Raw genomic sequence first — 13,261 nt, forward strand, 5'->3', positions numbered from 1 at the left:
TTATTAATTCGTATATCTAGGTGCCCTATCGCGTTGAAAAAACTAAACAGATATCACTAAAGTCACAACAGAGATTTATTTTGCCAATAACCCTATAATAATTAACACTAAAATTATGCTGACACATTGCCAAAAAACAACGGGATCTCTTTCAATAAGAGGCGGCTTAGTTTTACTTAAAAAGCGTTTGCTGGGTTGACTTAAATCAAAGATAAACTCTGATAGTTCTTGGTAACGTTTATAAGGATTGGGGTGCAGGGCTTTTTTCAAGGTGTCATCTACCCAAGCAGGTATTTCTCTATCATCATGTAATGCTGTTTGATAACGCAACTTATTTTGAGCGGATTTAGTTCGGGATTGAGAGACACTCGTGCCGTAAGGCAATTTCCCTGTTAACATCTGATAAGTAATGACCCCAAGTGAAAACAAATCTGATCGTGGAGTCCCAGCTTCCCCTAAAAAGTATTCAGGTGCGGTATATTGCATTGTGCCTAAAATATTATCATGCTCTATAGACTGAGTCATTTCCATCAAACCAGCTACTTTAGTAGAGCCAAAATCAATTATTTTCACCACACCCGACTTATCAATCATGATGTTCTCTGGACGAATATCTTGATGCAGCATTTCTAAGCGGTGAAACGCTTGTAACCCTGTAGCAATTTGCGCCACTATTTCACGGACACTCTGTAAGCTAGGCTTAGGATTGTCTCTCATCCACTGTGTTAGTGTTTGACCTTCTATAAACTCAAATGCTGTAAACAAAAAGTTTCGTTTACGAGTCACGTCGCAGGGTTTCAGTACATGGGCACTATTGATACGTTTAGCTATCCACTCTTCCATTGAAAAACGTTCAAGATGAGCAGGTTCATCTTTTAAATCAATAGATGGGGCTTTTATCACTACAGGTAAATCAGAACCACTAATTAAATCTTCAGCTAAATATACATGGCTGCGGCTAGTTGAGTACAAGACCCGCAAAATTTTAAAGCCATCAAATTCTTCTCGTACCTCCATCACAGGAGGAAAAGGTAATATTGTCAGCTCCTTAACACGCTCATTTACATCTTGACTGGGCAAGTTATCAAGTCTAACCACTTGTACACTTAGGTTATCATCACTGCCTTGATTCAAAGCATACTCCGCTATTTTAGCAGCGGCTTCGTCTAAGTTAGTGGAATTTTTCTCTACCAATTGGTACATTAGATTTTTATCTACGCATTCATAAACACCATCTGTAGCAAGAATAAACACATCCCCTTTTTCAACTGTCAGGGAGTCATGGTCTAACTCTAGGTGACTAAACATGCCCATGGCACGGCTGAGGTAACTTTGCTCACTAGACACCCAGGTACGATGATCTGCCGTTAATGAAACACCATTACCATTTCGAAAATGATAGATGCGACTGTCGCCAATATGAAAGGTGTAAGCGGTGTTTGACTTAATAATCAAAGCACTTAAGGTACAAACAAACCCTTTATTTTTATCAAACCTATGTTCACTCTTTTCGGTTTGAGAATGTAACCAAGTATTATTTGCAGTAAGTACTCGTTCAGCAGACTTTTTAACAGACCAGGTTTCTGACGTACAATAATAATCATCCAATAAGCTCCTGACTGAAGACTCACTGGCAATGTGACTAACCTCGCTACTGCTAATACCATCTGCAATGGCAGCAACAATACCTTTGGTAGATAATTGAGGCTCAGTTGGCACCATCACACCATAAAAATCCTGATTCACCGCTTTGCGGCCTTTATCAGAATACTGCCCCACCGAAACAACTAATTGATTGGGCATGGCGTGTGGTTCCTTACTGTTTAAACAAAATGTTAGTAACTTTTATAAGGTAAAAACTTACCTGTCATGGTGATTTTGACTCTATCACCTTTTGCATCTTCTTGACGACTTAAGTCCATGTCAAAGTCGATAGCGCTCATAATACCATCACCAAACTCTTCATGAATGAGCGCTTTAAATGTGGTTCCATAAACATTGATTAATTCGTAAAAACGATAAATTAGGGGATCCGTAGGCACTGCTGTTGGCAACGAACCTTTATAGGGAACCACTTGTAATTGCGCGACGGCTGTTGCGGGCAGATCTAATAACTCACCTACTTTAGTCGCTTGCTCAACCGTTAACGTCATTTGCCCTAATAAGGCAGCGGTAGTCCATTCTTTACTTTGACCCACCGCTTCAGCTAGTTGCGGCCAAGTCATGTTTTTAAGTTGCTTTTGTAAAACAATAAGTTCGGTAACTTCATTACGATTCATTACATCACTCTCTTTTATTCAAAAATAAAAAATGATACTTGCTGGCTAAAAACAATAGGCTGTTGAACTATAGGTAGGCCAGCAAGTACCAAAGGGAAACTTAAGCGCTCTGCTTTTTACTTTCACGCACGTGCGTATAGTAAATAGGTAAGCCAACTAATAAGAAACCGCCCACTAAGTTACCTAAGGCAGTTGGGATCTCATTCCATATTAGGTAATCAGATATAGCAAACTCACCGCCCATGATCATAGAGAATGGGAAAAGGAACATGTTTACAATTGAGTGCTCAAACACCATATAGAAGAACAACATGATAGGCATCCACATTGCCGCCATTTTAGCGCCAGCAGAAGTAGAAATCATGGCACCAACCACGCCCATAGACACCATCCAGTTACACAACATGCCACGGATAAAGATAGTGAACCAACCTAGAATGCCCTGCTCTTTATAACCTAGGGTTCTTGACTCACCTATTGTTGCCACTTTTTCAGCTACGGCACCACCATCTATCTGGTAGCCATAAGTTAAAATAAACGAAGCGAAAAATGCAGTAGTTAATGCCCCTGCAAAGTTTCCACAAAAAACCAATCCCCAGTTACGCAACATACCTTTAACAGTACAGCCAGGTCTTTTATCAATTACCGCTAAAGGAACTAACGTAAATACACCTGTTAACAAGTCATACTTCATCAAATAGAGCATAATAAAGCCCACTGGAAACAGAATTGCTCCAAGCAAAGGATTACCTGTTTTAGTAATGACAGTTATCGCAAAAAACGCAGCCAAAGCTAGAATGGCACCCGCCATAAATGCTCTAACTAACGTATCTTTAGTGGACATAAAAATTTTCTGTTCACCGGCGTCTACCATTTTGGTGGCAAACTCTTTAGGTTCTAAGTAAGACATGTTTAATCCTCGTATTTTGATTTTATGTGTAATTTTGAAGCAAAAAAAAACGTCCATAAATTCACTAGCGCTAGCTAATGAATTTATGGACGTCGTTATCCATTGAATCTTTTATTTTAAGTCATCATTGACTTTGATTCTTTTTTCAACAAAGCAAACTCTGGGCCAAAGGGAGTGTCACACCAGAAATAACAAGAAAATACCAAATAAAAATAAGCACTTAAACGTTTTCTGGGTACAGAGATGAAACGTTGAATACCTAGTAGAATAAAAAGATGAAGATCAAAATTGTTCACGTTCGCACCTCGACAGTGCGTAATTCAATCAAAATAACAAAGAAACAAACCTCAATAAAAGGGAAAACAGAAATATTGCCCCAAAGGGTGAGGCAATGTTAGAAACTGCAAGCTTAAAGAGTTTTCACTCCTTCTTCGTCCATTTTATCTTGAGTTTTATTCTCAAAGTCACTGGCATCGTTACGTTGATGCAGTTGTTCAGATTCTTCACCCCAAGTACGATTTACCATTTTGCCGCGTTTTACCGCAGCTCTAGCGTCAATTTGTTTAGCCCAACGAACAACATGAGTGTAATTTTCAACTTGTAAAAACTCAGCTGCATCGTAGAGTTTACCTAGCACTAAAACACCATACCAAGCCCAAATTGCCATATCGGCTATGGTGTACTCATCACCACAGATAAATTCGTTATCAGCTAACTGGCGGTCTAATACGTCTAATTGACGCTTAATTTCCATAGCATATCGATTAATTGGGTATTCGTACTTTTCTGGTGCATAAGCATAAAAATGCCCAAAACCACCACCTAACATAGGCGCGCTGCCCATTTGCCAAAACAACCAAGACAAGCACTCTGGATTTTTAGCGGGGTCGCTCGGTAAAAATGCATTAAATTTTTCAGCTAGGTACAATAAAATAGCGCCAGACTCAAAAACACGAGTGGGTGGTGTAGTGCTGTTATCCATTAATGCAGGTATTTTTGAATTTGGGTTAATATTCACAAAATCACTACCAAACTGCTCGCCTTCCATAATATTCACTATGTAAGCGTCATATTCTGCCTCACACACACCTGCCGCCAGCAACTCTTCTAACATTACAGTTACCTTCACACCGTTTGGAGTAGCCAAAGAGTGTAATTGCAACGGATGTTTACCTACAGGTAGAGCTTTCTCATGGGTAGCACCTGCAATTGGGCGATTAATATTGGCAAATTTTCCGCCATTATTGGCATCCCATGTCCAAACTTTAGGGGGAGTGTAACGTGTATCAGTCATCGAGAATTCATTCCTTAAAGTGCTGTGAAGTCAACTAAGTAAGCCACAGACAAAAGTTATTTTACTATTAGAACGATGACATCATCGAATAATTCCCTCAAGCACATTATTCTTTAATTCCGTGAGCCAAAAGTGTAAAAGCATACTCTTCAGCAGAATCTTGCAATTGTGCATATCGTCCAGTGTTTGCAAAGTGCCCCGCTCCCATATTAATACGCATCACCAATAAATTATTATCGGTTTTGGTGGCTCTTAACTTAGCGGTCCACTTAGCAGGCTCCCAATAGGTCACTCTAGGATCATTAATGCCGCCAGTCACCAACATAGGTGGGTAGGCTTTAGCCTCTATATTGTCGTAAGGTGAATAACTTTTAATGTATTCAAAAGAGGTTTTACTCTTAATTGGGTTACCCCATTCGCTCCACTCTGGTGGCGTTAAAGGTAAGCTTGCATCTAGCATGGTATTTAACACATCCACAAAGGGAACACCTAATTTAACCGAACGCCAAAGTTCAGGCGCTTGATTTACCACAGCCCCCATTAACTCGCCACCCGCACTGCGGCCACTAATAGAGATATTACCTTTTGCCACATAGTTTTGGTCTATCAAAAACTGGGCTACATCCACAAAGTCATTAAAGGTGTTTTGGCGTTTAGTTAGCTTGCCATCTAAATACCATTGATAGCCCATTTCATCCCCACCTCTTACGTGGGCGATAGCAAATGCAAAACCACGATTCAGTAGACTTAACACCGCGGTAGAAAAAGTTGGCTCCATGCCATATGCATAAGCGCCATACCCATATAAATACACGGGTTGGCTAGCATCTTTTTTAAAGCCCTTTTTGTAAACAATTGAAACAGGCACTGCAACACCATCTCTGGCAGGGGCCATCAGCCTCTCAGTGTAATATTGGGTTTTATCATAACCTGATGGTATCTCTTTTACTTTTCTGAGGGTCAATGCTTTGCTTGCCATATCAAAGTCATAAACACTTTCAGGAGTGATCATAGACTCGTAAGCAATACGCACATGTTGCTGATTAAATTCAGGATTAAGGCTTAACCCAACACTGGCTACTTTTTCAGGAAGCGAAATATCAAATGCAGGTTTATGGTTAGGCAAAATACTTAATGACTGAATACCTTTTATACTATTGGATACGGCTACAAAACCTTTAAATACTTGAAAGTCTCTAAGGTATTTATCATCTGATCCTGCAATAAAATCTTGCCAGTTTTCATATTTAGGGTCGAGGTCACGCACCTTCGCGAGCCTAAAATTGGTATGGGTATCATTGCTTAGAAGGTAAAAGAAGCCATTACCATGATCTACCTCTAATAAAAATTTTTGTTCACGCCTACTTAGATACACAGGTGCTTTAGTTAAATCATCTAAATCAAACACCACAGACTCAGTAGCCTCAGAGTTACCCGCCTTGATAACTAAATACTCACCACTACTGGTGGCATGAAATCCTAAAAAATACTCAGTGTCGTCTTCAGCCTTTAAAACACGGTCTTGTGGTTGTTCGTCGCCGAACGAATGTAAATTCACGCTTTTAGTTCGTAATTCTTTTTCATCTAACAAGGTATAAATCAAACCATTGTTTTCTTTTGTAAACAGCAGCGAGCCATAAGTATTAGAAATCTTGTCTGTTAGATGTTCCCCAGTGCTTAAATTCACTACCTTAACTGTGTATCGTTCACTGCCGTCTGTATCATATGAATAAGCCAACCAATTATTATCAGGGCTAACCTTGAGGGTGCCTAAATCAAAATACTCATAATTTTTTGCTAATATATTTTCATCTAAAATAATGTGTTCTTCAGAGCTATCAATAGCTCGTCTTACCCACACTCGGTAATCTTCACCTACCCTGAAATACCAGCGATACACATAGCCGTTTTTTTGCCAAGGTACAGAGGTTTCAGCATCGCTAATTCGGCCCTTAAACTCTTCAACTAAACTGCTGACTAAGGCCTGATTCGGCTCTATGAACTTTGCAAAGTATTGATTTTCAGCTTTTAAATAATCAAGTACAGACACATCATCTACTGTGGGATAGCCTTGATCTTTCAACCAATGATAGTCATCCGATATTTCTATTCCATGGTATTCGGCTTTGAAAGCTTGTTGCCTAGCAATTGGCGCAGGTATCGCTAATTGAGTTAATCGGCTATATGGTTTTTGCTCGGTTTTCTGTTCGGTCACTTTAATGGGCTCACATGAGAGAAATAAGACGTTAATAACTGTGATTAATAACAACCATCTTAATGGGCGATGATACATAGTTTTATATCCTTATAAATTGTATAGCTTGTATATGGGGCAGAGTATTTAAAAACAGCTCAGGACTACTTTACTCCATTCATAAAAAAAGCCCAAACAAGATTGTTTGGGCTTTTTAACTTTGCAAATGGGTCACTAAATCTAGTATTCCCACCAAGATTGTTGCCACCAGACTAAAAATTCTTCAAAGTCGATAGAGCCATCTTGGTTCTTATCAATTAAGTTAAAACCTTCTTCTACGTGGCTAGCTTTGGTTTTAGGAGATAAAACCGTTAGTAGTTCAATAAACTCTTTTAAGCCGATTTCACCATTGCCATCAGCATCAAAAAAATCAAATTCTTTACGAGCTTCAGCGATTTTTTCTGGAGCAAGTTTTTGTTCAGATTCAGTATTTAAAGACATAATTTCTTCAAAGTTTTGTTCGATGAGCCAAGTCTAACGCTTATCACAAGCCAGTGTCTATGCACTATTGTGAACAAGAAGCAAAAAAGGTAAATAAATCACCCCTTTAGCCGTTAGATTTCCCCATTGCTGTGCGCTGTGCACGGCGAGCTGCACCTTTTTGTTGGCGTCTTAACTTAATTGCTTTACGCGCTTCGGTCCCTAAATGCTCTTCTTTACGCTCGCGAGCAAGGTTGACTTGTTTTTCTCTTTCTCTAAAACGGGCAATCTGCTCTTCACTGTGAGTACCAAAACATTTAGGGCAACTTACGCCAGATTCAAACTGCTCACTTTGCTTATCTTCTTCTGTGATAGGTAAACGACATGCATAGCATTGGTCGTAATCACTTTTCTCTAAATCATGATTTACTGCTACGCGGTTATCAAATACAAAGCAATCGCCTTCCCACAGCGTGTCTTCTTTAGGCACATCTTCTAGATATTTAAGAATACCGCCTTCTAGATGGTAAACCTCATCAAAGCCCTGCTCTTTCATATAAGCGGTGGACTTTTCACAGCGAATACCACCGGTACAGAACATAGCGACCTTTTTATTTTTGGCGGGGTCAAGATTATCTTTCACATACTGAGGAAATTCACGAAACGACTCAGTATTAGGGTTAACTGCATGCTTAAACGTGCCAATTTCAATCTCGTAATCGTTACGGGTATCAATTAACAAAACCTCTGGATCTGAAATCAAATCATTCCAATCAGCAGGCTTAACGTAAGTACCTACTGTCTTGCGAGGGTCAATACCCTCAACGCCCATAGTCACGATTTCTTTCTTTAACTTTACTTTAGTTCGATGAAATGGCTGGGTTTCATCTAAAGATTCTTTCACAGAAATAGGGTTTAAACGCTCATCGGCATTTAGCCAATCAAGTAAAGCATCAATAGTGTCACGGGTACCCGAAACAGTACCATTTATACCTTCTTCAGCGAGAAGCAAAGTACCTTTGATGTTTTGAGACTCCATGAACTGAAGTAAAGGCTGGCGCAGCTCTTTGTAGTTTTCAAGAGAAACAAATTTATATAACGCGCATACGACAAATTTAGATTGTTTAGACATAATATTACCTGCGGTTTGGGGCGTAATCCCAGAGCAAAAAATTAGGTTGCGGATGGTAGCTAATCTTTGTTTTTTGGTCAATGACCTAAGTCAATAACTAAGGGTTCTGTGGTTGAACCACCGGTTGCATGCGCGACGTTTAATAAGATTATTCAGTATGCTCACCAAACATTCGCCTTCTTTAACGTCGCAACCAAAAAGCCACAAGCGGCGAGGCACATACATAGCGAAGAAGTCACAATAATGGGAATCATCAAGACACTCTGTTTTAATCATTTTCAGCGTTTAGGGATAGTCAAGAGTTAAGGCGTGACCATTGAATAATTTACCGCTATGGTGACGCCTCTAATTTATTTTTTACTTTAAGTTTAAGTTGGCATAAATGATAACCACTATAAATAATAAGTTCGTTTTATGCGGCATTACGGTCGCCTCGGTACTGTTGACATCATGCAACCCAGCTGAGCCTTCAGATGATTACCCTAATGGGATTCTCTTTCAAAATATCGAAATATCAATTGATGATAGCGCGATACAAGTATTAACAGATCTCAGTTCCGATGGTGACATTTACCTCTCAAATAATAACGAGCATCAATTTTTAACAATTAATAACAATGAGCAGTATCCGTTGCAGTTTATTGCTAGTAAGAACGAAGGGGACCAGCAAGACAACATTACTTATATAGATACGGAAGCGTTAACGACAGAGATTCAAACTGATGATGAATTTACATTAGTTTTCTCAAGAGCAAATGGTTCGACGCTAAAATCGGTGGCTTTTGTCCCAGAAGACATAACCTACATAACACCATTAGCTAATGACATTTATGATCATAACTCTGAAGATTTAGTTATCAGTTGGGAGAGTCAACCGATTGATAATACGCTATTTTTAACTGGCGACTGTGTGGGTAGAGCCTCTTTTGCCTTAACTTCAGTACAAACCTCTTTAACAATACCTGCCAATAGTTTACTTAGTCTCGACGGTGATAACGGTCAATGTGAAGTTACTATTAGTTTGTATCCAATATCATATGGCTCCATAGACGAAAACCTAGCGGGTGGAAGCTTTACGTTACAAAAACTTTCAGCTTTGTCTATAACATTAACAAACTTACGAGAAACATATGATGAATAGCATTATCAGCACTATTTTAATTTTAGTTACCATTTTATTTAGTGCGACTTGCATGGCTGAAAATGATACCAAACCTTGGTACGCAGGTGTTTCTGTTGGAGTGATGAATAATAAAAACACAGTGAATGACAAAGGAGCTATGTATGGTTTACTCGGCGGATATCATTTAACAGAATGGCTATCTATTGAAGCTGAAATATCAAAACACAATACCGTAAAAAAACGGTTTGAAGACTCCTATTCAAATTTATATGTAGATTTTACACAAAGCAACGAGTTTGCATTTGTGGGTCTCAGAGTGACTAAACCTTTAGGAAGAGTTTTTGGTCTTACAGCTCGTCTTGGCGCTGGATATACACGTTATAAGTCAGATTTCGAGCAAGAGACTTTAGTAAACATTAGTTCTGCAGTAGGCATGTCATGGCGCATCAAAAATTATAAGATAACCTATGAGATACAGCAAATAAAGTACCCTGAAGCCAACAGCCAAGAAGACAACTATTTAGGTGTAAATTTGTCCTTAAGGTATAACTTCTAAAATAATATAAGAGGGTATCCATGAGGGCTCGCCCTAAAAAGCAGTTTGTTTTCAAATTGCGTAGCCGATACGCTTGGCTTACCTTCAGCTTCAAAGTCGCTAAGAAACTGGGATACATTGATTTTAGCGCAGCTTACAAAGCTGCGCTTTGCACCTCCTTTTAGCTATACCAAATGAAATTGGCTATCCATTCCTGTATTTCTGAGTGGAATGAGTGCTTGGTAAGCATTACTGGAGTACCAGTCTCGAGCATTTTGTTTATCTGGAAACTCAATCACAGCTTTCATGGCGTAAGGGGCATCACCATGCAAACTTTCAATGGGACCTTTAGCAATAAATTGCCCTCCGTAGGCTTCTAATGTTTTGGCAGCTAACTGGCTGTACTCAGTTATAACGGTTTTATCTATTGGGTTTACATCAACTATGACTAATGTTTTCATTTTGCTATCTCTTTAGGTATTAGGTTGACACACCTTAACTTCACGCATAAAAATGAACAATAACCACAAAATAAACACATAGTTTAAAAATATGGACAATATAAAGCTCGCACCATTAATTTTGATCTTTGTTGAAGTAGCCAAAAAAAAGTCGTTTACCGCTGCGGCAAAAAAGCTGGGCTTGAGTAAATCAGCTGTTAGCCAACAAATAAAACGCTTAGAAGAAGCAACAAGACAGCAGTTACTCATACGTAACACCAGAGGCTTAGTGCTAACCTCTGTGGGTAAGGCTTTATTGGCAAGAAGCGAGCTGCTAAGCCAACAACTTAGCCTTACCTTAACCGAGTTAAGTAGTGCAAAAGCACAACCATCAGGGAGCTTTAAAGTAGCTGTGCCGCCATTTTTTGAGAAAGGTTTTGTGGTGCCTGCCATAAGGCAGTTATGTTTGGAGTTTCCGCTGCTAACCCCCGAAATAGTTGTATCTGGAACCTGGTTAGACTTAATTGAGCATAATTTAGATGCCGCCATTTTTGGTGGTCACATAGAAGACTCAAATTATAGAGCCTTGTCTATCGGAAAAGTGTCTGAAATATTTTGTGCGTCTCGTCGGTATATACAAGAGCAAGGTGAACTGACTAAAGTTGAAAGCCTGCCAGAACACAAGTTTATCGCGACAGCTTGGCAACATGATGAATTGCAGCTATTTGATAACGCACTAAACAATAAACACTTAGTAAAGGTTACTCATAGTACAAAAGTGAATACCCTAGTGACAGCGCTAGAGTTAGTGGTAAATGATATGGGCATCGCGTTGCTACCCGAATTTTTAGTGCAGCCACATCTGGCAGAGGGCTCTATAGAGCGAGTAATACCAGATACCAGAGGCAGAGCTTGGCATTTCTACTTTTTACACAAGTACCAAGGTGAAAAACCCATACACCTCACACGGTTTTATGAATTATTTCGCTACTATTTTGCAAAATCCAATATATAAACAATATATCCAATTTCAAAAAGAACGAACGAAGTACCAACACCTATGCCATCAAAGATAATGGCATTTGCTACACCAGAAGCGCTCAACACATGGCTTCGACAAAACTAAGCCACCGAAACTGAGCTACGGGTTAAAATATTCAAAAAACACACTAAAGTGCATAGTGTCACGTGGAATGATGTCGCAACTATCACACTAGACAGCCAAGATAAAATGCTTACTTTTAATTTATCTCTCGCAAACTGACGTGTCATAGTGATAAAGACCACCACTATCTAAACAAGCATCAACGGAGTTGAATTGATAAATCGAATAGCTCAAATAACCAACGAGAATCCAAAAAAGGAACCCTACTATTGTAGAAAGCGCACAATCAGGCTCGACTGATTTGTTAAATATTCTGCAAAGTAAATAGCCAGGACCTTGTATCAAAAAACTTAAAACCACCTCAACTATAAGGAAACGGAAAGCGCTTGAGAACAAATCAGTCACTATTTCAGCTGGCATTAAACACACTCCTTTGTTTCATTTACACCTAACGCCTTTGTGAAGGGCCGCGTTGTGGCGAAGCTACGCTTTTAGCGGTCCAGCACGAAATGCGTTCGTTGACAAACCTGCTATGTGGCATTTAAAAATGCACCGCCCATTACACCACTGATACCAAATAGAACAATGAATATTAGTGGGCTAATAATTGATTGCAGAGCGGTACTCCACTGCTTTTTTAATAGCCAGTAAAAACTACTTATAAATATGATTGAGCTAAGTAGCAAACCTAGAAAAACAATTGGAATCTCTCTCGATAACATAGCACGAACTTCAATTGACTGATTATCAAATTGGTATAAGTCAATTTTGGCTACCACCAATAGGACTACACCAAGAAATATTGGTAACCATATAATTAGTTTTGATTTTCTCATTACTTACACATACGCCCAAATAAGGAGCTGATTAATAGTTTGCTAAAATGTGAAGCGAAGCGGAACCGAGCAAACTGTTAGCAGGCCCGTTGACTTGGCTTGTTAGAAATCATGTCCTTTTTCACGTAAAAAATCCAATAGATAGCCGTTTCCACCTAAATAAGATGATATGCGTATAGTATGCCCATCTTTAAATTGCAAAACGTACCAGCTACAAAGGATATTAAATTTTACCGATTCAAGGTCTCCCCAATTGCTAGCTTTTGAACCTGTCCATGGTGTTGAGAAATTAATAGTGGATTCATCATAACTTCCCTTTACAAAAAAGCCCTCACCTATCGTACAGATTGCAAAAAAGCCAAAGCCTATTGTTAATCCAATGAGTGCAGTAGCCTCCCCTGGTTTATTAACTTGATAGCTTTCAGTTAAATAAACCCAAAGTGGGCCCAAAAAGCATATCAAACAGACTATCCCCAATCCTTTTATAAATAGCCCGTATTTTAACTGTCCTTTCTCGACAGAGTGGCTAGCAGAATTAATTACATACGTGATGAGGCCAACAGTTAAAGCCGAAGTGATGATTCCTTGCCAATTAAACTCCATGAAATTTCCGAATGATTTCCTAACGCCCAATTAACGGGCAAATAATTGTTGGCTAAAATAGTGAACTAAGTGAACAAAACCCAACTGTTATTTGTCACTGTTAAATTGCTTGTTATGTGTTTGATTTACCAAAAATATTTAAACACAACAAATCCTATCGCGCACCATAATAAGAAGCCAAAAAAACGTACAAAAACCTTTGAATGATTGTTTGGATTAAATGACATTGGATCGGATTTAGGAGGATAACTACCAAAGGTTATAACTTTTAAGACAAGCCAACCAGAATAATAAAGTAAAGGCCATAATGTATACGCTAATATTTCACCT

15 protein-coding genes are annotated in these 13,261 nt (G+C 39.0%); 3 read left to right on the top strand and 12 right to left on the bottom strand.

All coding sequences use genetic code 11. The features are described from left to right. Positions 1–75 precede the first annotated feature (75 nt). The 8 genes from ABJD71_RS09645 to ABJD71_RS09680 form a co-directional block, all read right to left on the bottom strand. Positions 76–1,803, bottom strand: a complete 1,728-nt coding sequence (locus tag ABJD71_RS09645; protein ID WP_348168059.1) for a bifunctional protein-serine/threonine kinase/phosphatase — start codon at positions 1,801–1,803, stop codon at positions 76–78. A 32-nt stretch (positions 1,804–1,835) separates the two neighbouring features. Further along, positions 1,836–2,279: a cyanase gene (gene cynS, locus ABJD71_RS09650; protein WP_133470086.1), complete on the bottom strand. Its 444-nt coding sequence runs from the start codon at positions 2,277–2,279 to the stop codon at positions 1,836–1,838. 100 nt (positions 2,280–2,379) lie between these two features. Beyond that, entirely contained in the window at positions 2,380–3,189 is an 810-nt protein-coding gene (locus ABJD71_RS09655) for a formate/nitrite transporter family protein (RefSeq protein ID WP_348168062.1), read from the bottom strand. Between the two features lie 116 nt (positions 3,190–3,305). Next, complete coding sequence (locus ABJD71_RS09660; RefSeq protein WP_348168065.1) at positions 3,306–3,485, bottom strand: hypothetical protein; 180 nt, start codon at positions 3,483–3,485, stop codon at positions 3,306–3,308. 113 nt (positions 3,486–3,598) lie between these two features. Further along, a complete protein-coding gene (gene yghU / locus ABJD71_RS09665) occupies positions 3,599–4,483 on the bottom strand; it encodes a glutathione-dependent disulfide-bond oxidoreductase (protein ID WP_348168068.1) in 885 nt (294 codons plus the stop codon). 106 nt (positions 4,484–4,589) lie between these two features. Continuing rightward, entirely contained in the window at positions 4,590–6,698 is a 2,109-nt protein-coding gene (locus ABJD71_RS09670) for a S9 family peptidase (RefSeq protein ID WP_348168071.1), read from the bottom strand. A gap of 219 nt (positions 6,699–6,917) precedes the next feature. Further along, complete coding sequence (locus tag ABJD71_RS09675) at positions 6,918–7,178, bottom strand: EF-hand domain-containing protein (protein WP_348168073.1); 261 nt, start codon at positions 7,176–7,178, stop codon at positions 6,918–6,920. Between the two features lie 106 nt (positions 7,179–7,284). After that, the gene (locus ABJD71_RS09680) at positions 7,285–8,289 is read right to left on the bottom strand and encodes a rhodanese-related sulfurtransferase (protein ID WP_348168075.1); all 1,005 of its coding nucleotides are present in this window, start codon (positions 8,287–8,289) and stop codon (positions 7,285–7,287) included. A 382-nt stretch (positions 8,290–8,671) separates the two neighbouring features. Here ABJD71_RS09680 and ABJD71_RS09685 point away from each other — a divergent pair, with 382 nt between their 5' ends. Next, a complete protein-coding gene (locus ABJD71_RS09685; protein ID WP_348168078.1) occupies positions 8,672–9,430 on the top strand; it encodes a hypothetical protein in 759 nt (252 codons plus the stop codon). Beyond that, a complete protein-coding gene (locus tag ABJD71_RS09690; RefSeq protein ID WP_348168081.1) occupies positions 9,420–9,968 on the top strand; it encodes a porin family protein in 549 nt (182 codons plus the stop codon). Before ABJD71_RS09685 ends, ABJD71_RS09690 begins: the two co-directional genes overlap by 11 nt. Positions 9,969–10,132: 164 nt before the next feature. Here the strand turns inward: ABJD71_RS09690 and ABJD71_RS09695 are convergent, their stop codons facing one another. Beyond that, positions 10,133–10,408 carry a DUF1330 domain-containing protein gene (locus ABJD71_RS09695; protein WP_348168083.1) on the bottom strand — a complete coding sequence of 92 codons (276 nt, stop codon included), beginning with the start codon at positions 10,406–10,408 and terminating at the stop codon, positions 10,133–10,135. A gap of 91 nt (positions 10,409–10,499) precedes the next feature. Between ABJD71_RS09695 and ABJD71_RS09700 the strand changes: the two genes are divergently transcribed. Beyond that, complete coding sequence (locus ABJD71_RS09700) at positions 10,500–11,402, top strand: LysR family transcriptional regulator (protein ID WP_348168086.1); 903 nt, start codon at positions 10,500–10,502, stop codon at positions 11,400–11,402. Between the two features lie 620 nt (positions 11,403–12,022). Here the strand turns inward: ABJD71_RS09700 and ABJD71_RS09705 are convergent. From ABJD71_RS09705 to ABJD71_RS09715, 3 genes are all read right to left on the bottom strand, one after another. Then, positions 12,023–12,328 carry a hypothetical protein gene (locus ABJD71_RS09705; protein ID WP_348168089.1) on the bottom strand — a complete coding sequence of 102 codons (306 nt, stop codon included), beginning with the start codon at positions 12,326–12,328 and terminating at the stop codon, positions 12,023–12,025. Between the two features lie 102 nt (positions 12,329–12,430). Continuing rightward, positions 12,431–12,931 carry a hypothetical protein gene (locus tag ABJD71_RS09710; protein ID WP_348142193.1) on the bottom strand — a complete coding sequence of 167 codons (501 nt, stop codon included), beginning with the start codon at positions 12,929–12,931 and terminating at the stop codon, positions 12,431–12,433. Positions 12,932–13,056: 125 nt separating this feature from the next. Further along, a partial coding sequence (locus ABJD71_RS09715; protein ID WP_348168092.1) for a hypothetical protein occupies positions 13,057–13,261 on the bottom strand: 205 nt, incomplete at its 5' end.

This window comes from Paraglaciecola sp. (assembly GCF_039943935.1).
Taxonomy (GTDB): domain Bacteria; phylum Pseudomonadota; class Gammaproteobacteria; order Enterobacterales; family Alteromonadaceae; genus Paraglaciecola.